General features: G+C 60.5%; 22 protein-coding genes and 1 riboswitch. Of the genes, 14 read left to right on the top strand and 8 right to left on the bottom strand.

Annotated features, from left to right (window positions below):
• Positions 1 to 103 precede the first annotated feature (103 nt).
• The 9 genes from mdcA (at position 104) to madM (ending at position 7,375) form a co-directional block, all read left to right on the top strand.
• Entirely contained in the window at positions 104 to 1,774 is a 1,671-nt protein-coding gene (gene mdcA / locus F475_RS00985) for a malonate decarboxylase subunit alpha (RefSeq protein WP_111452972.1), read from the top strand.
• Entirely contained in the window at positions 1,774 to 2,661 is an 888-nt protein-coding gene (locus tag F475_RS00980; protein WP_111452971.1) for a triphosphoribosyl-dephospho-CoA synthase, read from the top strand. Before mdcA ends, F475_RS00980 begins: the two co-directional genes overlap by 1 nt.
• Positions 2,661 to 2,960 carry a malonate decarboxylase subunit delta gene (locus tag F475_RS00975; protein WP_007941972.1) on the top strand — a complete coding sequence of 100 codons (300 nt, stop codon included), beginning with the start codon at positions 2,661 to 2,663 and terminating at the stop codon, positions 2,958 to 2,960. Before F475_RS00980 ends, F475_RS00975 begins: the two co-directional genes overlap by 1 nt.
• Positions 2,953 to 3,804, top strand: a complete 852-nt coding sequence (locus F475_RS00970) for a biotin-independent malonate decarboxylase subunit beta (RefSeq protein ID WP_111452970.1) — start codon at positions 2,953 to 2,955, stop codon at positions 3,802 to 3,804. Before F475_RS00975 ends, F475_RS00970 begins: the two co-directional genes overlap by 8 nt.
• Positions 3,801 to 4,604, top strand: a complete 804-nt coding sequence (gene mdcE / locus F475_RS00965; RefSeq protein WP_111452969.1) for a biotin-independent malonate decarboxylase subunit gamma — start codon at positions 3,801 to 3,803, stop codon at positions 4,602 to 4,604. Before F475_RS00970 ends, mdcE begins: the two co-directional genes overlap by 4 nt.
• On the top strand, positions 4,598 to 5,218 hold the full coding sequence (locus F475_RS00960; protein WP_026286617.1) for a malonate decarboxylase holo-ACP synthase: 621 nt from the start codon (positions 4,598 to 4,600) through the stop codon (positions 5,216 to 5,218). The genes mdcE and F475_RS00960 overlap by 7 nt, the downstream gene beginning before the upstream one ends.
• Positions 5,215 to 6,126: a malonate decarboxylase subunit epsilon gene (gene mdcH, locus F475_RS00955; protein ID WP_111452968.1), complete on the top strand. Its 912-nt coding sequence runs from the start codon at positions 5,215 to 5,217 to the stop codon at positions 6,124 to 6,126. The genes F475_RS00960 and mdcH overlap by 4 nt, the downstream gene beginning before the upstream one ends.
• Positions 6,127 to 6,192: 66 nt before the next feature.
• Positions 6,193 to 6,609 carry a malonate transporter subunit MadL gene (gene madL / locus F475_RS00950; RefSeq protein ID WP_018928727.1) on the top strand — a complete coding sequence of 139 codons (417 nt, stop codon included), beginning with the start codon at positions 6,193 to 6,195 and terminating at the stop codon, positions 6,607 to 6,609.
• Position 6,610: 1 nt separating this feature from the next.
• Positions 6,611 to 7,375 carry a malonate transporter subunit MadM gene (gene madM, locus F475_RS00945; RefSeq protein WP_018928728.1) on the top strand — a complete coding sequence of 255 codons (765 nt, stop codon included), beginning with the start codon at positions 6,611 to 6,613 and terminating at the stop codon, positions 7,373 to 7,375.
• 153 nt (positions 7,376 to 7,528) lie between these two features.
• Here the strand turns inward: madM and F475_RS00940 are convergent, their stop codons facing one another.
• Entirely contained in the window at positions 7,529 to 8,443 is a 915-nt protein-coding gene (locus tag F475_RS00940; RefSeq protein ID WP_018928729.1) for a LysR substrate-binding domain-containing protein, read from the bottom strand.
• Positions 8,444 to 8,601: 158 nt separating this feature from the next.
• On the opposite strand from F475_RS00940, the gene F475_RS00935 reads away from it, so the two are divergent.
• Complete coding sequence (locus F475_RS00935; protein ID WP_018928730.1) at positions 8,602 to 9,219, top strand: hemolysin III family protein; 618 nt, start codon at positions 8,602 to 8,604, stop codon at positions 9,217 to 9,219.
• A gap of 41 nt (positions 9,220 to 9,260) precedes the next feature.
• Here the strand turns inward: F475_RS00935 and F475_RS00930 are convergent, their stop codons facing one another.
• Positions 9,261 to 9,980, bottom strand: coding sequence for a 16S rRNA (uracil(1498)-N(3))-methyltransferase (locus F475_RS00930; RefSeq protein WP_018928731.1), 720 nt, complete (start codon positions 9,978 to 9,980; stop codon positions 9,261 to 9,263).
• 177 nt (positions 9,981 to 10,157) lie between these two features.
• Entirely contained in the window at positions 10,158 to 11,564 is a 1,407-nt protein-coding gene (locus tag F475_RS00920; RefSeq protein WP_018928732.1) for an adenosylmethionine--8-amino-7-oxononanoate transaminase, read from the bottom strand.
• 222 nt (positions 11,565 to 11,786) lie between these two features.
• Here F475_RS00920 and F475_RS00915 point away from each other — a divergent pair, with 222 nt between their 5' ends.
• Positions 11,787 to 13,655: a flavin monoamine oxidase family protein gene (locus tag F475_RS00915; protein WP_111452966.1), complete on the top strand. Its 1,869-nt coding sequence runs from the start codon at positions 11,787 to 11,789 to the stop codon at positions 13,653 to 13,655.
• Between the two features lie 87 nt (positions 13,656 to 13,742).
• Here F475_RS00915 and F475_RS00910 read toward each other — a convergent pair whose 3' ends face one another.
• Positions 13,743 to 14,672 (bottom strand): YncE family protein, encoded by a 930-nt coding sequence (locus F475_RS00910; RefSeq protein ID WP_111452965.1) that lies wholly within the window; start codon positions 14,670 to 14,672, stop codon positions 13,743 to 13,745.
• A gap of 282 nt (positions 14,673 to 14,954) precedes the next feature.
• Between F475_RS00910 and F475_RS00905 the strand changes: the two genes are divergently transcribed.
• Both F475_RS00905 and F475_RS00900 read left to right on the top strand, forming a co-directional pair.
• The gene (locus F475_RS00905) at positions 14,955 to 15,506 is read left to right on the top strand and encodes a cytochrome b (RefSeq protein ID WP_018928735.1); all 552 of its coding nucleotides are present in this window, start codon (positions 14,955 to 14,957) and stop codon (positions 15,504 to 15,506) included.
• 32 nt (positions 15,507 to 15,538) lie between these two features.
• Positions 15,539 to 16,132 carry a YceI family protein gene (locus F475_RS00900; protein ID WP_018928736.1) on the top strand — a complete coding sequence of 198 codons (594 nt, stop codon included), beginning with the start codon at positions 15,539 to 15,541 and terminating at the stop codon, positions 16,130 to 16,132.
• 142 nt (positions 16,133 to 16,274) lie between these two features.
• On the opposite strand, the gene F475_RS00895 is transcribed toward F475_RS00900, so the two are convergent.
• The 4 genes from F475_RS00895 to ahcY form a co-directional block, all read right to left on the bottom strand.
• Positions 16,275 to 18,131, bottom strand: coding sequence for a DEAD/DEAH box helicase (locus F475_RS00895; RefSeq protein ID WP_018928737.1), 1,857 nt, complete (start codon positions 18,129 to 18,131; stop codon positions 16,275 to 16,277).
• A gap of 222 nt (positions 18,132 to 18,353) precedes the next feature.
• Complete coding sequence (locus F475_RS00890; RefSeq protein ID WP_111452964.1) at positions 18,354 to 19,169, bottom strand: ABC transporter substrate-binding protein; 816 nt, start codon at positions 19,167 to 19,169, stop codon at positions 18,354 to 18,356.
• 169 nt (positions 19,170 to 19,338) lie between these two features.
• Positions 19,339 to 20,184 (bottom strand): methylenetetrahydrofolate reductase [NAD(P)H], encoded by an 846-nt coding sequence (metF, locus tag F475_RS00885; protein ID WP_111452963.1) that lies wholly within the window; start codon positions 20,182 to 20,184, stop codon positions 19,339 to 19,341.
• Between the two features lie 127 nt (positions 20,185 to 20,311).
• On the bottom strand, positions 20,312 to 21,721 hold the full coding sequence (gene ahcY, locus F475_RS00880; RefSeq protein WP_018928740.1) for an adenosylhomocysteinase: 1,410 nt from the start codon (positions 21,719 to 21,721) through the stop codon (positions 20,312 to 20,314).
• Between the two features lie 23 nt (positions 21,722 to 21,744).
• A riboswitch (S-adenosyl-L-homocysteine riboswitch) is annotated at positions 21,745 to 21,843 on the bottom strand.
• Positions 21,844 to 22,041: 198 nt separating this feature from the next.
• On the opposite strand from ahcY, the gene F475_RS00875 reads away from it, so the two are divergent.
• A complete protein-coding gene (locus F475_RS00875; protein WP_105340847.1) occupies positions 22,042 to 22,446 on the top strand; it encodes an acyl-CoA thioesterase in 405 nt (134 codons plus the stop codon).
• Positions 22,447 to 22,519 lie beyond the last annotated feature (73 nt).

Here is a 22,519-nt window from a genome sequence, read left to right as displayed (position 1 = left end):
CGATCATTACGGTCAGCGTAACGATCCGTCTCTCTGCTTGATTGATGCCCCCCACCCAACACTCCTAAGGTGACTCCCACGACAGCGAACCCGTGGAGTGGTCATGACAACAACAATATCCCCCGACTCGCGATGGACGCGGCGGCGCAGCGAAAAGCAGCGGCGTCTCGAATTGGTGAAGGGGCTTGCCGATGGTGTGGTGTTGCCCACCGACAAGATCGTGGCGGCGCTGGAGGCGTTGATCTTGCCCGGCGACCGTGTGGTGCTGGAGGGCAATAACCAGAAGCAGGCGGATTTCCTTTCCCGCTCCCTGGCCAAGGCCGATCCGGGCAAGCTGCATGACTTGCACATGATCATGCCCAGCGTCGGGCGCTCCGAGCACCTGGATCTGTTTGAGCGCGGCATTGCCCGCAAGCTCGACTTCTCGTTCGCCGGCACCCAGAGCCTGCGCATCAGCCAGTTGCTCGAAGACGGTTTGCTGGAAATCGGCGCGATCCACACCTACATCGAGCTCTATGCGCGGCTGGTGGTGGACCTGATCCCCAACGTCGTGCTCTCGGCCGGTTTCATGGCCGACCGTGCGGGCAACATCTACACCGGCCCAAGCACCGAAGACACGCCCGCATTGATTGAACCGGCGGCGTTCAGCGACGGCATCGTCATCGTCCAGGTCAATCAACTGGTGGACGATGTCAGCGAGTTGCCGCGCGTGGATATCCCCGCGTCCTGGGTCGATTTCGTGGTGGTGGCGGACAAGCCGTTCTACATCGAACCGTTGTTCACCCGCGACCCACGCCACATCAAGCCTGTGCATGTGTTGATGGCGATGATGGCGATCCGTGGGATCTACGAAAAACACAACGTCCAGTCGCTGAACCACGGCATCGGCTTCAACACCGCCGCCATCGAATTGATCCTGCCGACTTACGGCGAGTCCCTCGGCCTCAAGGGCAAGATCTGCCGCAACTGGACGCTCAATCCGCATCCAACCCTAATCCCGGCCATCGAAAGTGGCTGGGTCGAAAGCGTGCATTGCTTCGGCACCGAACTGGGCATGGAAAACTACATCGCCGCCCGGCCTGACGTGTTCTTCACCGGTCGCGATGGCTCCTTGCGCTCCAACCGGATGTTCAGTCAGCTCGCCGGGCAATACGCGGTGGACCTGTTCATCGGCGCGACCCTGCAAGTCGATGGCGATGGTCATTCTTCGACAGTGACTCGCGGTCGCCTGGCCGGTTTCGGTGGTGCGCCGAACATGGGGCACGACCCGCGCGGGCGTCGTCACGGCACGCCAGCCTGGCTCGACATGCGCCACACCGACGCGGCCGAGCCGATGCTCGAGCGCGGCAAGAAACTCGTGGTGCAGATGGTCGAGACCTTCCAGGAGGGCGGCAAACCGACCTTCGTCGAAACCCTCGACGCGGTGGAGGTGGCGAAGAAAAGCGGCATGCCGCTGGCGCCGATCATGATCTATGGCGACGACGTCACCCATCTGCTCACCGAAGAAGGCATTGCCTACTTGTACAAGGCTCGCTCCCTCGAAGAGCGCCAGGCGATGATCGCTGCTGTCGCCGGGGTGACCGCCATCGGCTTGCGCCACAACCCCAAAGACACCGCGCGCATGCGCCGCGAAGGCCTGATCGCCTTGCCCGAAGACCTCGGCATCCGCCGCACCGACGCCACTCGCGAACTGCTCGCAGCGAAAAGCGTGGCCGATCTGGTGGAATGGTCCGGTGGCCTCTACAACCCGCCCGCCAAGTTCAGGAGCTGGTAATGCACGCATTCAACCTGCAACCGAAAACGTTAACCCAGCCCTTGTCGATGCCCGAACGGCTGGCGGACCTGGCGGTGGACGCGCTGATCGACGAAGCGGACCTGTCGCCGAAACCGGCGCTGGTGGACCGTCGCGGCAATGGTGCGCACACCGATTTGCACCTCGGGCTGATGCACGCTTCGGCGTTGTCCCTGTGGCCGGCGTTCAAGGCAATGGCGGACGCGGCCATCGAGTTCGGTGAAGTCGGCCTGCCCCTGCGTGAAGCTGTCGGGTGCATTGGTCGTGAAGGCGAGCAAGTGATGCTCGCTACTACGGGCGGTGTGAACACCCATCGTGGGGCGATCTGGGCCTTGGGGCTTCTGGTCACGGCCGTTGCGCTGGAACCTGAGTCCAGTGCCGCAAGCGCCATCACCTTGCGCGCTGCGCGCCTGGCCCTTCTCGACGACCGTTACGCCCCGCGTTCGCTCAGCCACGGCGCGCAAGTCGCACAGCGTTACGGCGCACGCGGTGCCCGTGAAGAAGCACAGCTCGGTTTCCCGGCGGTGATTCAACGCGCACTGCCGCAACTCAAACGCAGCCGCGACGCAGGCCATGCCGAACAGAACGCCCGGCTCGACGCCTTGCTGGCGATCATGACGACACTGGCCGACACCTGCGTGCTCTACCGCGCCGGCGAAACCGGCCTGCACACCATGCAACTCGGCGCTCAAGCCGTGCTCGATGCCGGCGGCAGCGCCAGCCTCGCCGGTCGCCGCCGTTTGCATGAGCTGGACCAACAATTAATCGCGTTGAATGCCTCGCCCGGTGGCGCTGCGGACTTGCTCGCAGCCTGCCTGTTCATCGACCGCATTGAGTCGCGCGACGGCATCTCCCAGGGAGCGTTTTGATGGAAACCTTATCCTTTGAATTCCCCGCCGGGCAGCCGCCACGGGGCAGGGCGCTGGTGGGCTGTGTGGGCTCGGGCGATCTGGAAGTGCTGATCGAACCAGGGCTGGCGGGCAAGTTGACGATCCAGGTGCAGACCTCGGTCAATGGCAGCGAACAACGCTGGCAGCATCTGTTCGCACGGATGTTCGATGGCCAGACACCGCCCGCGATGGCGATCGATATCCACGATTTCGGCGCCACCCCCGGCGTAGTGCGCTTGCGTCTGGAACAGGGCTTTGAGGAGATCGGTCATGACTGACAGCGCAGCCTTGTTGAATAAACACAGCTTCGTCGAACTCGGTGCGCGGCAACGCGCCAAGGCTTTGCTCGACGTTGGCACCTTCCGCGAATTGCTCGACCCGTTTCAGCGCGTCATGTCGCCATGGCTGTCGCGCCAGGGCGTGGTGCCGCAAGCCGATGACGGCGTGGTGATCGCCAAGGGCAGCATTGGCGGTTTGCCGGTGGTGATCGCGGCCATCGAAGGCGCGTTTCAGGGCGGCAGCCTGGGTGAAGTCGGCGGGGCGAAGATTGCCGGTGCGCTGGAACTGGCCGCCGAGGACAACCGCAAAGGCATTCCCACCCGTGCCGTGTTGCTGCTGGAAACCGGCGGCGTGCGTTTGCAGGAAGCCAATCTCGGGCTGGCGGCGATTGCCGATATTCATGCGGCGATCGTCGATCTGCGCCAGTACCAACCGGTAATCGGCGTGGTCGCCGGTAGCGTCGGCTGTTTTGGTGGGATGTCGATTGCCGCCGGGTTGTGCAGTTATTTGCTGGTGACTCAGGAAGCACGCCTTGGCCTCAACGGCCCGCAGGTGATCGAGCAGGAAGCCGGGCTTGAGGAATACGACTCCCGTGATCGCCCGTTTATCTGGAGCCTGACCGGCGGCGAGCAACGCTTCGCCAGTGGCTTGGTGGATCGCTACGTCGCTGACGACGTGGCGCAGATTCAGCAGCAGGTCGGCGAATTGTTCAAGCAAGGTTTGCCGAGTCAACAACGCAGCCGTCAGGCCGAGTGGTTCTTGCAACGGCTGGCCCGTCTGGACGCCGAACCGCAAATCGAGCCGTCAGTGGTTCGCGATCTGTATCAAGGAGAGCGCTCATGAGTTCGTATTCCCTGAGAGGCCTGAACTGGTTCAACGCCTTGCGCGCTGGCGCGAAATCGGTCGAGGGTTTGCCGGCTTCGTTGAAAGTCGCCGACGGTGTACTGGGCGATCAGCCCGTGCGGTTTATTGCGGTGGTGGCCGACCCCGACAACCGCTTCGTCCGCGCCCGCAATGGCGAGGTTGGTCTGCTGGAAGGTTGGGGGCTGGCCAAAGCGGTGGATGAGGTGATCGAAGCCGATCGGGATACACCGCACAAACGGGCGTTGATCGCCGTCGTCGATGTGCCGAGCCAGGCTTACGGTCGGCGCGAAGAAGCCCTTGGCATTCATCAAGCCCTGGCCGGTGCGGCGGACAGTTATGCCCGCGCTCGACTGGCCGGGCATGCGGTGATCGGTTTGCTGGTGGGCAAGGCGATGTCCGGGGCGTTTCTGGCTCACGGGTATCAGGCCAACCGGCTGATCGCGTTGCGCGATCCGGGGGTGATGGTGCATGCGATGGGCAAGGCGTCGGCGGCGCGGGTGACGTTGCGCAGCGTCGAAGAGCTGGAGGCGTTGGCCGCCAGCGTGCCGCCGATGGCCTATGACATCGACAGCTATGCCAGCCTGGGGTTGCTCTGGGAAACCTTGTCGGTGGATCAGATCGAGCAGCCGACGACGGCGGATCTGGCTCGCGTGACGGAGTGCCTGAGCCAGGCGATTGGCGATGTCGCTGCCAACGGTCGCGATCTGAGCCGCCGCCAGGGGGCGAGTAACCGCGCCGCGTCGAGCAAGGTTCGCCAGTTGCTGAGAGCGCAGTGGTGAACAGGTTTCTGCCCCACGACCTGCTTTGGGGGATGACCCCGGAGCAGTTGCCGGCGGATGCGCCTGGGTGGGTGGTCGAGTCGATCAGCGCGGGTCAGCCGGTGGTAGTCCGGCGCGCGATCACCGCGCCGGGTCAAATCGCGGTCGGAGTGCGTGGGCGCTTGCGTGAGCAGCGTTATGCAACGTCGATGGTCGCTGCTGCGATTTCTCATCGGGTACAGCCGGAAGAGCTTTGCCATGTCGAGTCGACTCGCGACCTGCCGGCCCTGCGAACGCTGGCGCACTTGCGGCCGATGCTCGACGCCTGCGGTTGGGTGTGGGGTGTCAGCGGTAGCGCCGGGTTCGAATTGGCCAGCGGTTTTACGGCGCTCCATGAGCGCAGCGACCTCGACTTGATCCTGCGTACACCGCAGCCGTTGAGCCGTACTCAAGCGCGGGCATTGATGATGCTTCTCGGCAGCGCCGAGTGTCTGGTGGACATGCAGTTGCAGACGCCCAATGGCGCTGTTGCCCTGCGCGAATGGGCTGGCCCGTCGCAACGGGTTCTACTCAAGAACGCCCATGAAGCGTGCCTGGTGTCCGATCCGTGGAACCCGCAGGAGCAAGCAGCGTGAGCAGCTTGCTGGTGTTCCCCGGTCAGGGCGCGCAGCAGCCGGGCATGCTCCATCGCTTGCCTCGGGAAACGCTGATCGAGGCCAGCGAGGTGCTTGGCGAAGACGTCTTGCTGCTCGATTCTGCCGAGGCGTTGCAGTCGACAAGGGCGGTTCAGCTGTGCCTGCTGATTGCCGGCGTCGCCGCTGCACGCCAGTTATCCATGGCGCCGGATTACGTGGCGGGACTGTCCATCGGTGCCTATCCGGCGGCGGTGGTTGCGGGCGCCTTGAGTTTCAGTGATGCACTGCATCTGGTCAGCCTGCGCGGTGAGCTGATGCAGCAGGCATATCCTCAGGGTTACGGCATGACCGCGATCATCGGTCTGGAACTGGCCACGGTGGAGGGGTTGCTGGCGCAGGTTCACTGTGTTGACACGCCGGTTTACCTGGCCAACATCAACGCCGATAACCAGGTGGTGATTGCTGGCAGTGATTCGGCGATGAAAGCAGTTGCCGACCTGGCGCGCAGCCGTGGCGCCGGTCTGGCCAAGCGTCTGGCGGTCAGCGTGCCGTCCCATTGCCCGCTGCTGGAAACACCGGCGAAAACCCTGGCCGAAGCCTTCGCCAAGGTGCAATTGAAAACGCCGACCCTGGGTTACCTGAGCGGCAGTCGCGCACGGCCTGTCATCAACACTGACGCCTTGCGCGATGACCTGGCGTTCAACATGTGCCGCGTCGTCGATTGGCGCGGTACGGTGCAAAGCGCTTACGAGCGCGGCGTGCGTCTACAGATCGAACTGCCGCCCGGTGCGGTGTTGACCGGGCTGGCGCGCCGGGTGTTCGAGCAGGGCACCGTGATTGCCTATGACGGTGCACGGCTCGATACCTTGCAGGCACTGTTGCGTGAGGAGGGAAGCCGCCAACCCTAGATCACCGACTCAGGTTGCGAACTACAAAAACAACAATTCCGACGATGCACTTTGAGGACTACAACAATGATTATTTACGGTGTGGCGCTGTTGGCGATCTGTACGCTGGCAGGGGTGATCATGGGTGACATGCTCGGCGTGTTGCTGGGTGTGAAATCCAACGTCGGCGGGGTCGGGATCGCGATGATCCTGCTGATTTGCGCGCGGTTGTGGATGCAAAAACGCGGCGGCATGACCAAGGATTGCGAGATGGGCGTCGGCTTCTGGGGCGCCATGTACATTCCGGTGGTTGTTGCCATGGCGGCGCAACAGAACGTGGTCACCGCCCTGCACGGCGGCCCGGTGGCGGTGCTGGCGGCGATCGGTTCGGTGGTGCTCTGCGGCTGCACCATTGCGTTGATCAGCCGAACCCACAAAGGCGAACCCTTGCCCGATGAACCGGTGGACATAACACCGGTCGGCACGCCAGTAGGAGGTCGCTGATATGTGGGAACTCATTGAGAAAGGCCTGGTAAATAACAGTCTGGTCACGGCATTCGCGTTTGTTGGCGTAATCATGTGGGTGTCGGTGATTCTGTCCAAGCGCCTGACTTTCGGGCGGATTCATGGCTCGGCGATTGCCATCGTCATCGGCCTGGTGCTGGCCTGGGTTGGCGGCACCATGACCGGCGGGCAAAAAGGCCTGGCGGATCTGTCACTGTTTTCCGGCATCGGTTTGATGGGCGGCGCCATGTTGCGTGACTTCGCCATCGTTGCCACGGCGTTCGAGGTGCAGGCCACCGAAGCGAAAAAGGCCGGGATGATTGGCGTCATCGCGCTGCTGCTGGGCACGATTCTGCCGTTCATTGTCGGGGCGAGCATTGCCTGGGTGTTCGGTTATCGCGATGCGATCAGCATGACCACCATTGGCGCGGGTGCGGTGACGTACATCGTCGGGCCGGTGACGGGTGCTGCGATTGGGGCCTCATCCGATGTGATGGCGCTGTCGATTGCCACCGGGTTGATCAAGGCGATTCTGGTGATGGTCGGCACGCCGGTGGCGGCGCGCTGGATGGGCCTGGATAACCCGCGCTCGGCGATGGTATTTGGCGGCTTGGCCGGGACGGTGAGTGGTGTGACTGCCGGGTTGGCGGCGACGGATCGGCGGTTGGTGCCGTATGGAGCGCTGACGGCGACGTTCCATACCGGGCTTGGATGCTTGCTTGGGCCTTCGTTGCTGTACTTCGTTGTTCGCGGGATTGTTGGTTAACGGATGACTGCTTCTTGTGGCGAGGGAGCTTGCTCCCGCTGGGCTGCGCAGTAGCCCCAACTTCTACCACCGAGGTGTATCAGGTAAATCCGGTGGCCTGATTTTGCGGGCGCTCAGCACTCGAGCGGGAGCAAGCGCCCTCGCCACAAGGTTTCAAGCCTGGCGATTGGCATACATCCGGCACTCCGCCAACAGCGCCAGCAAATTCGGGTCACGTTCCTTGGCCTTGAGAAATACCACGCCAATGTGCTGCTGCAACCGGTACTTTTCCTGCAATGGAATCAGCTTCACCCGGTTCTCATACACCGCCGCAATCCGCCCCGGCAGCAACGCATAACCCACCCCCGAGCTGACCATGCTCAGCAGGGTGAAGATGTCGTTGACCTGCATCGCCACCTTCGGCTCGAACCCCGCCTGCTTGAACACTCGAATGCCGTCCTGGTGCGTGGCGAAGCCTTGGGTCAAGGTGATGAACGTTTCGTTGCGAACCTCGGCCAGGTCGACTTCGCTCCGCTGGGCAAAGGGCGAGTCCGCCGGGGTGGCGAGGAAGATGTCATCGGAAAACAGCGGGATCTGCTCGCAGTCCGGGTCGTTGACGCTGTCGTCCAGAGACACCAGGATCGCGTCGACTTCCATGTTCTTGAGCTTGTACAGCAGGTCGATGTTCGAGCCCAGGATCAGGTCGATATTGAGTTCGCTGCGGCGGATTTTCAGGCCCATGATCAGCTGCGGCACAGTCTTCACCGTCAGCGAATACAGCGAGCCGAGCTTGAAGCGTTCGGCGGAGAACCCGGCGGCTTCGCGGGTCAGGCGCACGGTTTCGAGCACGTCCTGAATCAGCTTCTGCGCCCGCTCTTCCAGCACATAAGCGCTTTCCAACGGGGTCAGGTTGCGCCCTTCGTGCTTGAATAGCGGGCAACGCAGGGCGCTTTCCAGGGAGTGGATGGCGCGGTGCACGCTGACGTTGCTGGTCTGCAACTCGACGGCGGCGCGGGCCAGGTTGCCGGTGCGCATGAAGGCCAGGAACACTTCGAGTTTTTTCAGGGTCAACTCTTCATCGATCAACATGGGCCAGACTCTTATTCGTATGTCTCGATTGTGCCCAATTGGCTAACGTTTGGCTCGATGGCTTTCGTAGGGGGGCATTGTGTTCTGAAACATTGCGCTTTTAACCTTGAGGCCTGAGCCTTGCGCGCGGCGGTAATGAACGTAGAGGTGAGCAACACATGTATCACGGGGAAAGATTGAACGCCTGGACGCATTTGGTTGGGGCGGTGGCGGCATTGGTCGGGGGCGTGTGGCTGCTGGTGATCGCCAGTATGGATGGCAGTCCGTGGAAGATCGTCAGTGTGGCGATTTACGCGTTTACCTTGCTGGTGCTCTACAGCGCCTCGACCGTGTACCACAGCGTGCGTGGGCGCAAGAAAGCGATCATGCAGAAGGTCGATCACTTTTCGATCTACTTGCTGATTGCCGGTAGTTACACGCCGTTCTGCCTGGTGACCCTGCGCGGGCCATGGGGCTGGACCTTGTTCGGGATTGTCTGGGGGCTGGCGCTGATCGGTATCCTGCAAGAGATCAAACCGCGCTCGGAAGCACGGATTCTGTCGGTCGTGATTTACGCGGTGATGGGCTGGATCGTGCTGGTGGCGGTCAAGCCGTTACTGGCGGCACTGGGCCCTGTCGGCTTTACCTTGCTGGCGTCGGGCGGGGTGTTGTACACCGTGGGGATTATCTTTTTTGCCCTCGACCATCGTCTGCGCCACGCCCATGGGATCTGGCATCTGTTCGTGATAGCCGGGAGTTTGCTGCACTTTGTGGCGATTTGGTTCTACGTCTTGTGACTGCTTTTGTGGCGAGGGGGCAAGCCCCTCGCCACAAGTCCCTAGAAGTCACCCCAGAGTTGTTGGGCCACCGCCAATGCCACCACCGGCGCGGTTTCGGTGCGCAGCACGCGCGGGCCGAGGCGGGCGGCGTGGAAACCGCCAGCCTTGGCCTGTTCGACTTCGACGTCGGACAAGCCGCCCTCCGGACCGATCAGGAACGCCAGGCTTGCAGGTTTGGCGTGGCTCACCAGCGGCTCGGCCACCGGATGCAGCACCAGTTTCAATTCGGCCGCGGTCTGCTTCAACCAGTCAGCCAACAGCAATGGCGGATGAATCACCGGCACCCGTGAGCGCCCACACTGCTCGCAGGCGCTGATCGCCACCTGACGCCAGTGCATCAGGCGTTTGTCGGCGCGTTCGTCCTTGAGGCGGACTTCGCAGCGGTCGGTGAAAATCGGGGTGATTTCGGTGACGCCCAGTTCGGTGGCTTTTTGAATCGCCCAGTCCATCCGCTCGCCACGGGACAAACCCTGGCCGAGATGGACCGCCAGCGACGACTCGACCTGACCGGTAAAGCTTTCATCGATTTGCACCACCACGCGCTTCTTGCCGACTTCCACCAGCGTGCCGCGAAACTCGTGGCCCGAGCCGTCGAACAGCTGCACCGCATCACCCTCGGCCATGCGCAGCACACGGCTGATGTAATGCGCCTGGGCTTCGGGCAGCTCGTGTTCGCCGGTGCTCAAAGGGGCGTCGATAAAGAAGCGGGACAGTCTCATCTTGGGTCTCTACGGTAAGTTCGGATCGAGTTGCTTTTGTGGCGAGGGAGCTTGCTCCCGTTCGAGCGCGAAGCGGTCGCAAGGTTTGCCTGACACTCCTCAGTGCCAGGTTTTGGGGTTGCTACTCAGCCCAGCGGGAGCAAGCTCCCTCGCCACAGGGTTACTACTCAGTGGCAGCTAGCCCGGATCGCGATAGCCCGGATGAAAGTCCTTCGGTACCGCCACGCTGACGCTGTCACGGGTGGCGATGTCGATGCCTTCGCTGGCCACTTCGGCCAGAAAATCGATCTGCTCCGGGGTAATCACGTAAGGCGGCAGGAAATACACCACGCTGCCCAACGGCCTCAGTAAAGCACCTCGTTGCAGTGCATGCTGGAACACGGTCAAACCGCGACGTTCCTGCCACGGGTAAGCGGTCTTGCTGGCCTTGTCCTTGACCATCTCGATCGCCAGCACCATGCCGGTCTGGCGCACTTCAGAGACGTTCGGGTGATCGGCCAGGTGCGCGGTGGAGGAGGCCATGCGCTGGGCCAGGGCCTTGTTGTTCTCGATGACGTTGTCTTCTTCGAAGATATCCAGCGTCGCCAATGCCGCCGCGCAGGCCAGTGGATTGCCGGTATAGCTGTGGGAATGCAGGAAGGCGCGCAGGGTCGGGTAGTCGTCGTAGAACGCGCTGTAGACCTCATCGGTGGTCAGGCAGGCCGCCAACGGCAGGTAACCGCCAGTCAGGGCCTTGGACAGGCAGAGGAAGTCCGGGCGGATACCAGCCTGTTCGCAGGCGAACATTGTGCCGGTACGACCGAAGCCGACGGCGATTTCATCGTGGATCAGGTGCACGCCATAACGATCACAGGCGTCGCGCAGCAGCTTGAGGTACACCGGGTGATACATGCGCATGCCGCCGGCGCCCTGAATCAGCGGCTCCAGAATCACGGCGGCCACGGTATCGTGGTTGTCGGCCAGGGTCTGCTCCATGGCGGCGAACATGTTGCGTGAGTGTTCTTCCCAGCTCATGCCCTCGGGGCGCAGGTAGCAATCGGGGCTCGGCACCTTGATGGTGTCCATCAGCAGGGCTTTGTAGGTTTCGGTAAACAGCGGCACGTCGCCCACTGCCATCGCCGCCATGGTCTCGCCGTGGTAGCCGTTGGTGAGGGTGACGAAGCGTTTCTTGTTCGGCTGGCCGCGGTTGAGCCAGTAGTGAAAGCTCATTTTCAGCGCGACTTCGATGCACGACGAACCGTTATCGGCGTAGAAGCACCGGGTCAGGCCTTCGGGCGTCATCTTCACCAGACGCTCGGACAGCTCGATCACCGGCTGATGGCTGAAACCGGCGAGGATCACGTGTTCCAGCTGATCGACCTGATCCTTGATGCGCTGGTTGATCCGCGGGTTGGCGTGGCCGAACACATTGACCCACCAGGAGCTGACGGCGTCGAGGTAGCGTTTGCCTTCGAAGTCTTCCAGCCATACGCCTTCACCGCGCTTGATCGGGATCAGCGGCAGCTGTTCGTGGTCTTTCATCTGGGTGCAGGGATGCCATAACACGGCGAGATCGCGTTCCATCCACTGTTTATTCAGGCCCATTTTCTGTCTCCTCGAGGCTACCCGTGACGTAGGCGGGTAAACAATCGCGCAAGCCTATGCAATGCGCGTCACGGGGACAACCCATTGTGTCGATTGAGCTACTTTGTATAGGACGATAGACGTCGCTGGCGGCGTTTTGATGGCTGACGTATTCTTCGCGGCTCTTTGAGTCGTCTGACTCGTAAAACCGCTATTTCCTCGTGTATTTCCGGAGTTCTCTGAATGTCTGCTGGTTGGCTGCGCGCCTGTGCGCTGGTGATGTTAGGACTGTTCAGCGTTTCGGCGCTGGCCAAGGATAAAACAGCGATCGTGGTCGGCGGCGGGCTTTCGGGCCTCACCGCGGCGTACGAACTGCAGAGCAAAGGCTGGCAGGTCACCTTGCTGGAAGCCAAACCGACCCTGGGCGGTCGTTCCGGCATGGCCACCAGCGAGTGGATCGGCAACGACAAGACCCAACCGGTTTTGAACAAGTACATCTCGACGTTCAAGCTGAGCACCACGCCAGCCCCCGAGTTCGTGCGGACCCCGGGTTACCTGATCGACGGTGAATACTTCAGCGCCGCCGATCTGGCGACTAAACAGCCGGCCACCAGCGACGCGCTGAAACGCTACGAAAAGACTCTGGATGACCTGGCGCGCTCGATCGAAGACCCGCAAAACCCGGCCGCCAACAGCACGCTGTTCGCCCTGGACCAGATCAACGTGGCCAACTGGCTCGATCGCCTGAATCTGCCAGCCACTGCGCGTCAGTTGGTGAATCAGGAGATTCGTACCCGTTACGACGAACCTTCGCGCCTGTCGCTGCTGTATTTTGCCCAACAAAGCCGCGTCTACCGTGGCATTGCTGACCGTGATCTGCGCGCCTCGCGCCTGCCCGGCGGCAGTCCGGTGTTGGCCCAGGCCTTCGTCAAGCAACTGAAAACCATCAAGACCAGTTCCCCGGTTTCGTCCATTACCCAGGACAAGGATGGCGTGAGTGTCAAGGTCGGCAGCGTTGGCTATCAGGCGGACTACGTCGTGCTGGCCGTGCCGTTGCGCGCACTGAGCAAGATCCAGATGACTCCGGCGCTGGACGCCCAGCACATGGGCGCCATCAAGGGCACCAACTACGGCTGGCGTGACCAGATCATGCTGAAGTTCAAGACGCCAGTGTGGGAAAGCAAGGCGCGCATGTCTGGCGAGATCTACAGCAACGCCGGTCTGGGCATGTTGTGGATCGAGCCGGCCTTGAAGGGCGGCGCCAACGTGGTGATCAACATTTCCGGCGACAACGCGCGGGTGATGCAGGCCTTTGGCGACAAGCAAATGGCCGATCAGGTGCTGATTCGTCTGCACGCCTTTTATCCACAGGCACGCGGTTCGTTCACCGGTTATGAAATCCGCCGCTACAGCACTGACCCATCGATGGGCGGCGCTTACCTGGCCTTCGGTCCGGGGCAGATCAGCAAATACTGGCGCCTGTGGGAGCGTCCGCTGCAACGTGTAGCCTTTGCCGGCGAACACACTGACACCTTGTACCCAGGCACCCTGGAAGGCGCCTTGCGCACCGGTCAGCGTGCAGCCAGTCAGCTGGAAGACCTGGCAGCGGGCAAATCGTTTGAACCGGCGAAAGTTGTGCCGGCAGCGACCGCTGCGGCGGCAGGCGCGGCAGTGGCGAAGAAAGGCAACTTCTTCAGCAACATGTTCGGTGGTTCGTCCGATAAAGCGGCCGACAAGGCAGAACCTGCGAAGGTTGAAGCGAAAGCTGAAGAGACCAAGCCTGGCTTCTTCTCGCGGATGTTTGGTGGTGGCTCCGACAAGGCTCCGGCCAAGGCGCCAGAACCCGTGGCCCCCGTTGCTCCGGCACCCGCGCCAGTTGCTGCGCCGGCCCCGGCACCTGCACCGGTTGAGGCACCGAAGCCAGTGGTGCCGGCGCAAGCCGAGCCGGTGAAGAAAGCACCGGCCAAAGCGCCAGTGAAAAAGCCTGCTGCCAAAACCGAGGCCAAAAAGGCTCCGGCCAAGGCAACGGCGAAAAAGGCTGAACCAGTGAAGAAACCAGTGGTGAGTACCGCTGCGAAGGCCCCGGTGGCGACTGAAACCAAGACACAGTAAGTCTTGGGATCAAAAAAAAGCGCGGCAGTGATGCCGCGCTTTTTTTATGTCTTTGCCCCCTCGTAGAGGCCGGCTGATGCTTTGGTACTAAGGCAGATCGACGATATGGACTTCGTCGCCTTGGTAGTCGCTGATATAGGCACAGTTATGATGATCAAGAACCATATGATGCGGGTCGATAGCCCCAGGGATGGGAAACCTGCGAACAATCTTATGGGTGGCGGTATTCACTTCCACGACCTCTTTTTCGGTGTGATCAACGGCGTAAGCGTTCTTTTTGCTAAACACTATTTCCCCTTCGCAAGCCACAAAATCGAAATGCCGGGTGGTCAGTGACCGGGTGTCCAACACGGTCAGTCTTCGAGCGTCCAGACCCACGATATACACTTTTCTACCGTCGGGACTGACAGTAACGGCTGACGGATATTTTTCGGTTTTGATGATGTTGATGACTTCGAACGTCTTGCTGCTGATGACCGTGAGCGCGTCCTGAAAAGGGCGACCAGGGGAATCGGTACTGGAAATATAGAGACGCGAATCGTCCTGGCTGATGTCCACACTTATGGACGGTGAAGGTAACCCTCGGACTCTGCTCACCACATAAGTGCGAGCGTCAATTATCGCCAGCCACTCTTTATCCTGCCGTACGGTGACGTAAACATGCCTCCCGTCCCGGCTCGCGACGACTCCCCAAGGGTGTCTACCCACCGTGATGTTACCCACCGCGTATGTTTCGGTATCAATAACCGAAACCGAACTTGAACCGTAGTTGGTCACGTAAGCTCTTTTCCCCTCATGGCCAAGGGCAATGCTTCGGGGATACTGCTCCACGGCGATGGTGCGGATTACCTTTTTGTTCCGGGTGTCGATGACGGACACATTGTCCGACATGTAATTGCAAACAAATACACGTGATCCATCGTTGCTGATGGCCATCCCTCGCGGTCCTTCCCCTACGGGTATTGAATTGGATTGACTGCGTGTTATCACGGGGGATGAACTCGAATTGTGACTCATGGTAGAACTCCTGTTCAGACACTTGGACTGACGTCCAAGTTCAAGTTCATCAATGACCTGCAATGAAAGCCACTGTTAAATGTGACAGTTCTGACGAGTGGTATCGGCTCATAAATGAATATAAGGAGGGTGCGTGAAGGTTTTTTCCTTCGGTTAACACTCTCTTAACCTCCCGGCCCCAAGGTCTTGATCGTATTTCTCGATATTTCAGAGCGAAATTTTCCGCTTTAAATCGATAGATAACTCGATAGTCTTGGGCGCAGTTCTTACAGGATTTGGGCAATGCAGCTACGTAACTCTTCTTCCCGCTACGGTTGGGTCAGCATCTTTATGCACTGGGGTGTGGCGTTGGCCGTCTTCGGCCTGTTTGCGTTGGGGTTGTGGATGGTCGGTCTCGATTACTACAGCACCTGGCGTAAAGACGCGCCGGATCTGCACAAGAGCATTGGTCTGGTGTTATTTGCCGTGATGTTGCTGCGGGTAGTGTGGCGCTTCATCAGCCCACCGCCGCCGCTCTTGCCAAGCTATAGCCGCATGACCCGCCTTGGCGCCAAGTTCGGCCATTCGTTCCTTTATCTCAGTCTGTTCGCTGTGATGATCGCCGGTTACCTGATTTCCACCGCAGACGGTGTCGGGATTCCGGTGTTTGGCCTGTTTGAAATTCCTGCACTGGTTTCCGGACTACCGGACCAGGCAGACACCGCGGGTGTGATTCATTTGTACCTGGCCTGGCTGCTGGTAATTTTTTCCGGTTTCCATGCGTTGGCTGCATTGAAGCACCACTTTATCGATCGTGATGCGACCCTGACGCGAATGCTGGGGCGCAAAGCCTGATGTTCTACCTCGACTCCAAAGGAATAGAAAGCATGTTGAAAAAGACGCTCGCCGCTCTGGCAATCGGTTCTGCTCTGCTGTCGGCTAACGTGATGGCGGCCGACTATGTGGTCGACAAAGAAGGCCAGCACGCCTTTGTTGACTTCAAGATCAGCCACTTGGGCTACAGCTACATCATCGGTACCTTCAAGGATATCGACGGCAAGTTCAGCTTCGACGCTGCCAAGCCTGAAGACAGCAAGATCGAGTTCAATGTGCGCACCGCCAGCGTGTTCACCAACCACGCCGAACGCGACAAGCACATCGCCAGCGGTGACTTCCTGAACGTGGGCAAATTCGCCGACGCCAAGTTCGTCTCCACCAGCGTCAAACCTACCGGCAAAAACGCCGCCGGCAAAGACACTGCCGACGTGACCGGCAACCTGACCCTGCTGGGCGTGACCAAGCCAATCGTGGTCAAAGCCACGTTCCTGGGTGAAGGCAAGGATCCATGGGGCGGCTACCGTGCCGGCTTCGAAGGCACCACCAGCATCAAGCGTTCCGATTTCGGCAAGCAGAAAGACCTGGGCCCAGCGTCCGACGCGGTCGATCTGTACGTGACGTTTGAAGGTGTCAAAGCGAAATAATCTTCGCACCTGACACAAAAACGCCCCCGATCTCACGATCGCGGGCGTTTTTTATGGTCGGAGAAAATCTGCAGGGATGTTCTCAACTGAAATGAAAATGCCCCGATCGCAAGATCAGGGCATTTTTTATAACGGTGCTAACTCAGCGGTTGCGGGTCAGCAATGCTGGTTTTTCGCCGCGCGGACGGCCTGGCAGTTGATCCAGTTGCTCAGGGGTCGGGAAGCGATCGCTTTTCGATTCCTTGTGAATGATCTTCGGTGCCGGGCTCCGCGGGTTCTGCACGGCCGGTTCCGAACGAGACTGGTCGTCACGGGCCGGACGGCGGTTGCGGGACTCTTCGCGACGGGCCTGGCCGTCACGTGGAGCGCCGTTGCGTGGGCCACTGCGCTTGGCCGGTGGGGTGCCGGTGGTTGCGCCGCTGCTGTTGCGCGGACCGTTCTGGCGACCTTGTGGCTGACCGGCGCGCGGAGCGCCAGCGCCTTGTGCCGGTGCGCCCGGACGGCGGCCACGGCCCTGAGCCGGTTTGGCTTGAGGCACGTAGTCGACGCGGTTACCGAAGTTATCGATATCGTCGTCCAGGAACTCGTCCGGAGCACGGTCGGCGGCAGCGCGAGGGGCCGGGCGCTGTTGCTCGCGGGCCGGAGTGCCTTCGCGTGGCTTGTGTTCACGGGCCGGGCGCTCGCCACGGCCAGCGGCAGGCTTTTCCTTGCCGCCCTTGTCCTTGCCTTTGTCTTTACGACCGCCACCACCCCCGCTGCCGTTCGGGCCGTCGCCGCGTGGGCCACGTGGGGCGCGTGGGTTACGCACATCCGGACGCTCGCGGACTTCCGGTTTCTCGGCTTCCACAGCGCTGGAGTCGAAGCCCATCAGGTCGCCGTCGGCGATTTTCTGCTTGGTCATGCGCTCGATGCTTTTCAGCAGTTTTTCTTCGTCCGGAGCGACCAGCGAGATCGCCTCGCCCGAACGACCGGCACGGCCGGTACGACCGATACGGTGCACGTAATCTTCGTCGACGTTTGGTAGTTCGAAGTTGACCACATGAGGCAACTGGTCGATGTCGAGGCCACGAGCAGCGATGTCGGTGGCGACCAGGATGCGCACTTCACCGGCCTTGAAGTCGGCCAGGGCCTTGGTGCGGGCGTTCTGGCTCTTGTTGCCGTGGATCGCGACGGCGGTGAGGCCGTGTTTGTCCAGGTACTCGGCCAGGCGGTTGGCGCCGTGCTTGGTGCGAGTGAATACCAGCACCTGTTCCCAGGCGCCGGCAGTAATCAGGTGCGCCAGCAACGAACGCTTGTGGCTGGCGGCCAGACGGAATACGCGTTGTTCGATCCGCTCGACCGTGGTGTTCGGTGGCGTGACTTCGATGCGTTCCGGGTTGTGCAGCAGCTTGCCGGCGAGGTCGGTGATGTCTTTGGAGAACGTCGCCGAGAACAACAGGTTCTGCCGTTTGGCCGGGAGGCGGGCGAGGACCTTTTTCACGTCATGGACAAAGCCCATGTCGAGCATGCGGTCGGCTTCGTCCAGCACCAGGATTTCCACGTGGGACAAATCGACACTGCCTTGGCCGGCGAGGTCGAGCAGGCGACCTGGGCAGGCCACCAGCACGTCGACACCACGGGACATGGCTTGAACCTGCGGGTTCATGCCGACGCCACCGAAGATGCAGGCGCTGACGAACTTCAGGTCACGGGCATAGACCTTGAAGCTCTCGTGCACCTGAGCCGCGAGTTCGCGGGTTGGGGTCAGGACCAGTACGCGTGGTTGACGCGGGCCGTGACGCTGGGATTTGTCCGGGTGACCGTTGGGAAACAACCGCTCCAGAATCGGAAGGGCGAAGCCACCGGTTTTACCAGTACCTGTCTGAGCCGCAACCATCAGGTCGCGACCTTGCAACACGGCGGGAATGGCCCGCTGTTGCACCGGAGTAGGCTCGGTATAGCCCGCTGCCTCGATGGCGCGGACTAAAGCCTCGGAGAGACCGAGGGAAGCAAAGGACATGAGTAATCCTGTTTTAGTTAGGGCTTGGCCCAATGGGAGTCTTGCCTGGCGCGAATGGCGTTTAAGAGGACGCAATCCCGTCCGGTCCTGCTGGGCCTCGAAGGCTCGTCTGGAGCGCTCGCGCGGGCTGAAAAGCTGCGCTGTAGCGGGATCGAGATGCCTTGAACAAGTCCGAGCGTCCGGGCGTGAGCCTGGCGGGAAGGCCGGAGTATAACAGAGCAATCACTGTGCGCCGCTTTCCTGCTGCTCAACGGTTTTTTCGCCGGTTGCGGTGGCGTTGGTGGCCCGGGCTTCGCTAGCCGGACCGGCACCATAGCGGGCGCTCAGTTCGGCATAGGCCGGTTCGCGCTTGAAGCGCTTGAGCTCGGCGCCGAAACGCTGCACCAACAAATCCATCCCGGCATTGCGGCGCACCGCCAGATACTGGCTTTGCTGGCTGATGACAGTCGGGTTCTCGGTGATCTTGTCGCGGATGTCCAGTTGATCGAGCAAGTGCTGGCCGACCCGGCGATCGGTGATCAACAGGTCGATCCGCCCGCGCACCAGTTTGCCGAAGTTGGCTTCATGGGTAGGCGCCGGTTCCCGGGTAAACAACGTCGATTCGCTGAAGTCCTTGCTGTACAGGTAGCCCGGCGAGGTGCCGATGGTCAGGCCTTTCAGGTCGTCCAGGGTGCGAAACGGGAACGGCCGTTCATTGGCGTAGAACATCACGAATTCGACTTGCGAGAGCGGTTCGCTGGGGTAGAGCAGGGTCGCTTCGCGTTCATCGCTGTGGAAAATATCCAGCACACCGTCCGCCTGGTCTTGCTCAAGCATCGACAGGCAGCGCTTCCACGGCAGGAATTGCCATTCCACGTCAATTCCGAGACGTTTGAAGACGATGGCCGTGGTTTCGTAGTCGAGCCCGAGGTTCTTGCCGCCTTCTTCATAGACGTAGGGCGCCCAGGGTTCGGTGACAATACGCAGCTTCTCGCCGCGAGCGGTGAAGCTCAGGCAAGTGAATAGAAGCACGGTCAGTAACTGGGTGATCAGGGGCATGGCTTGAGATTACGACGAGAAATCATAAAGAGCCAGAAACCGGATCCAGAAGCTCTGGATCGGGCATTAAAAGCAAAAGATCGCAGCCTTCGGCGGCGCCTGCAGAGGTACATATTCCCCTGGAGGCGCTGCCGAAGACTGCGATCTCTTGATCTTGCGTTAACGGCTATTAGCGCGGCAACTTCAGGTTGTTCCACACCGCCAGGCTCGGTTCAGCCTGGTTCAGTGTGTAGAAGTGCAGCCCCGGTGCGCCACCTTGCAACAGGCGTTCGCACATCTCGGTGATGACTTGCTCACCAAAGCTTTGAATGCTCTGGGTGTCGTCGCCGTAGGCTTCCAGTTGCTTGCGGATCCAGCGCGGGATTTCCGCACCGCAAGCGTCGGAGAAGCGCGCCAGCTTGCTGTAGTTGGTGATCGGCATGATCCCCGGCACGATCGGGATGTTCACACCCTTCGCCTGTATACGCTCGACGAAGTAGAAATAACTGTCGGCGTTGAAGAAGTACTGGGTGATCGCACTGTTGGCACCGGCGTTGGCCTTGCGCACGAAGTTGTTGAGATCGTCTTCGAAATTGCGCGCTTGCGGATGCATTTCCGGGTAAGCGGCGATTTCGATGTGGAAATGATCGCCAGTCTCTTCACGAATGAATTCAACCAGGTCATTGGCGTGACGCAACTCGCCGCTGGCCATGCCCATGCCCGAGGGCAGGTCACCGCGAAGCGCGACGATTCGCTGGATGCCGGCTGCCTTGTACTGGGTCAGCAGGCCGCGCAGATCGTTCTTGCTGTCACCCACGCAAGACAGATGCGGAGCGGCAGGGACTTTGACTTCACTTTCCAGCTGCAACACGGTGTTGAGGGTGCGATCACGAGTCGAACCGCCAGCGCCGTAGGTGCAGGAGAAGAAGTCGGGATTGTAGGTCGCCAGCTGACGGGCAGTGGCGATCAGTTTTTCATGCCCAGCATCGGTCTTCGTCGGGAAGAATTCGAAGCTGTAGCGACGTTCTTGGGACATGGTCATATCCTTGGAAACACGTAAGCCGGACGCTGGCCCCCCGTAGGAGCTGTCTTAGGCTGCGATCTTTTAAGAGCAAAAGATCGCAGGCTTCGCCAGCTCCTGCGCAGAGCGGTCAATCAGCGTATCAGTAGCGGTAAGCGTGCGGCTTGAACGGGCCTTCGACGGTAACGCCGATGTAGTCAGCCTGTTGCTTGGTCAGTTGAGTGACCACGCCGCCGAAACCGCGGACCATTTCCAGGGCCACTTCTTCGTCGAGTTTCTTCGGCAGTACTTCAACGGTCAGGCGCTCGGCTTTCTGGGCTGGCGACAGGTCGGCGTACTTCTGGCCGAACAGGAAGATCTGCGCCAGAACCTGGTTGGCGAACGAACCGTCCATGATGCGGCTTGGGTGACCAGTGGCGTTACCCAGGTTAACCAGACGGCCTTCGGCCAGCAGGATCAGGTAGTCGTCGTTCTGAGCGTCGAAAGCGCCTGGACCGGTGCGGTGAACCTTGTGAACCTGCGGCTTCACTTCTTCCCATGCCCAGTTCTTGCGCATGAAAGCGGTGTCGATTTCGTTGTCGAAGTGACCGATGTTGCAGACCACTGCGCGTTTCTTCAGGGCTTTGAGCATGTTTGCGTCGCAAACATTGACGTTACCGGTGGTGGTCACGATCAGGTCGATCTTGCCCAGCAGCGCTTTGTCGATGCTCGCTTCGGTACCGTTGTTGATACCGTCGATGAACGGCGAAACCAGTTCGAAACCGTCCATGCAGGCTTGCATGGCGCAGATCGGGTCGACTTCGGAGACTTTAACGATCATGCCTTCCTGACGCAGGGACTGGGCCGAGCCCTTGCCCACGTCGCCGTAACCGATGACCAGCGCTTGCTTGCCGGACAGCAGGTGGTCGGTGCCGCGCTTGATCGCGTCGTTCAGGCTGTGACGGCAGCCGTACTTGTTGTCGTTCTTGCTCTTGGTCACCGAGTCGTTGACGTTGATGGCCGGGATTTTCAGCTCGCCCTTGGCCAGCATGTCCAGCAGACGGTGAACGCCGGTGGTGGTTTCTTCGGTGACGCCGTGAACGCGATCCAGTACTTGTGGGTACTTCTTGTGCAGCAGCTCGGTCAGGTCGCCGCCGTCGTCGAGGATCATGTTGGCATCCCAAGGCTGGCCATCCTTGAGGATGGTTTGCTCCAGGCACCACTCGTACTCTTCTTCAGTCTCGCCTTTCCAGGCGAAAACCGGGATGCCGGCAGCGGCGATGGAAGCGGCGGCCTGATCCTGAGTCGAGAAAATGTTGCAGGACGACCAGCGTACTTCGGCACCCAGGGCAACCAGGGTTTCGATCAGCACGGCAGTCTGAATAGTCATGTGGATGCAGCCGAGAATCTTCGCGCCCTTGAGCGGTTGCTCAACGGAGTACTTGCGGCGCAGACCCATCAGGGCTGGCATTTCGGATTCGGCGATGATGGTTTCGCGACGGCCCCAGGCAGCCAGGGACATGTCGGCGACTTTGTAATCGTTAAAATCTGCAGGCGTGATAACAGCGCTCATGAAGAGCCTCCATTCGTAATGTATGCGAATGGGCGCCGTTGTGCGTTTAGTGTCTGGCCGTGGCCAGTCAACGCCCCATCCGAGCCTGACAGGTCGAACCTGCTGCAGCGCCCCTCGGACAGGTGGCGGGAAAACGGTATCAATCAAAGACGACCGTTTTGAAACGGGGGCGATTATAGCGGGCTATGCTGATCTTCCAAAGCGTTTCTGTTGGTCAATGTCCGAACGGTAATCGAGACCATAGTCGATGCTTGATAGAGCTCTAGTCCGGGCTCTGCCATGATGGCCGGCATCAATCGGCAAGACGGTCAGGAGTGAGTATGAATTTCCACACCCGCAAATGGGTAAAACCCGAAGACCTCAACCCCAATGGCACGCTGTTCGGCGGCAGCCTGCTGCGCTGGATCGACGAAGAAGCGGCGATCTACGCCATCGTCCAGTTGGGTAATCAGCGCGTGGTCACCAAGTACATTTCCGAAATCAACTTCGTCAGCGCTTCGCGTCAGGGCGACATCATCGAGCTGGGCATCACCGCCACCGAGTTCGGTCGCACCTCGATCACTCTGACCTGCGAAGTGCGCAACAAGATCACTCGCAAGAGCATTTTGACGGTAGAGAAGATGGTGTTCGTGAACCTGGGCGAAGACGGCCTGCCCATGCCGCACGGTCGGACCGAGATCAGGTACGTCAAAGACCAGTTCAAGGATGATGACATCGGCGGGTGAAATCGGCGGTGCGGTGATCTCGCGAAAGCGGTCTATCAGTCAGCGATGATTTAACGGACCACTGAACAGCTCT

The organism is Pseudomonas sp. URMO17WK12:I6, assembly GCF_003253625.1.
GTDB lineage: Bacteria > Pseudomonadota > Gammaproteobacteria > Pseudomonadales > Pseudomonadaceae > Aquipseudomonas.
This window is presented reverse-complemented; position numbering and strand designations above follow the sequence as displayed.

What these genes read in the sequence shown, in the direction of transcription:
- mdcA (WP_111452972.1), top strand. Translation starts at nt 104, where the DNA reads ATGACAACAACAATATCCCCCGACTCGCGATGGACGCGGCGGCGCAGC.
- F475_RS00980 (WP_111452971.1), top strand. Translation starts at nt 1,774, where the DNA reads ATGCACGCATTCAACCTGCAACCGAAAACGTTAACCCAGCCCTTGTCG.
- F475_RS00975 (WP_007941972.1), top strand. Translation starts at nt 2,661, where the DNA reads ATGGAAACCTTATCCTTTGAATTCCCCGCCGGGCAGCCGCCACGGGGC.
- F475_RS00970 (WP_111452970.1), top strand. Translation starts at nt 2,953, where the DNA reads ATGACTGACAGCGCAGCCTTGTTGAATAAACACAGCTTCGTCGAACTC.
- mdcE (WP_111452969.1), top strand. Translation starts at nt 3,801, where the DNA reads ATGAGTTCGTATTCCCTGAGAGGCCTGAACTGGTTCAACGCCTTGCGC.
- madL (WP_018928727.1), top strand. Translation starts at nt 6,193, where the DNA reads ATGATTATTTACGGTGTGGCGCTGTTGGCGATCTGTACGCTGGCAGGG.
- madM (WP_018928728.1), top strand. Translation starts at nt 6,611, where the DNA reads ATGTGGGAACTCATTGAGAAAGGCCTGGTAAATAACAGTCTGGTCACG.
- F475_RS00940 (WP_018928729.1), bottom strand. Translation starts at nt 8,443, where the DNA reads ATGTTGATCGATGAAGAGTTGACCCTGAAAAAACTCGAAGTGTTCCTG.
- F475_RS00935 (WP_018928730.1), top strand. Translation starts at nt 8,602, where the DNA reads ATGTATCACGGGGAAAGATTGAACGCCTGGACGCATTTGGTTGGGGCG.
- F475_RS00930 (WP_018928731.1), bottom strand. Translation starts at nt 9,980, where the DNA reads ATGAGACTGTCCCGCTTCTTTATCGACGCCCCTTTGAGCACCGGCGAA.
- F475_RS00920 (WP_018928732.1), bottom strand. Translation starts at nt 11,564, where the DNA reads ATGGGCCTGAATAAACAGTGGATGGAACGCGATCTCGCCGTGTTATGG.
- F475_RS00915 (WP_111452966.1), top strand. Translation starts at nt 11,787, where the DNA reads ATGTCTGCTGGTTGGCTGCGCGCCTGTGCGCTGGTGATGTTAGGACTG.
- F475_RS00910 (WP_111452965.1), bottom strand. Translation starts at nt 14,672, where the DNA reads ATGAGTCACAATTCGAGTTCATCCCCCGTGATAACACGCAGTCAATCC.
- F475_RS00905 (WP_018928735.1), top strand. Translation starts at nt 14,955, where the DNA reads ATGCAGCTACGTAACTCTTCTTCCCGCTACGGTTGGGTCAGCATCTTT.
- F475_RS00900 (WP_018928736.1), top strand. Translation starts at nt 15,539, where the DNA reads ATGTTGAAAAAGACGCTCGCCGCTCTGGCAATCGGTTCTGCTCTGCTG.
- F475_RS00895 (WP_018928737.1), bottom strand. Translation starts at nt 18,131, where the DNA reads ATGTCCTTTGCTTCCCTCGGTCTCTCCGAGGCTTTAGTCCGCGCCATC.
- F475_RS00890 (WP_111452964.1), bottom strand. Translation starts at nt 19,169, where the DNA reads ATGCCCCTGATCACCCAGTTACTGACCGTGCTTCTATTCACTTGCCTG.
- metF (WP_111452963.1), bottom strand. Translation starts at nt 20,184, where the DNA reads ATGTCCCAAGAACGTCGCTACAGCTTCGAATTCTTCCCGACGAAGACC.
- ahcY (WP_018928740.1), bottom strand. Translation starts at nt 21,721, where the DNA reads ATGAGCGCTGTTATCACGCCTGCAGATTTTAACGATTACAAAGTCGCC.
- F475_RS00875 (WP_105340847.1), top strand. Translation starts at nt 22,042, where the DNA reads ATGAATTTCCACACCCGCAAATGGGTAAAACCCGAAGACCTCAACCCC.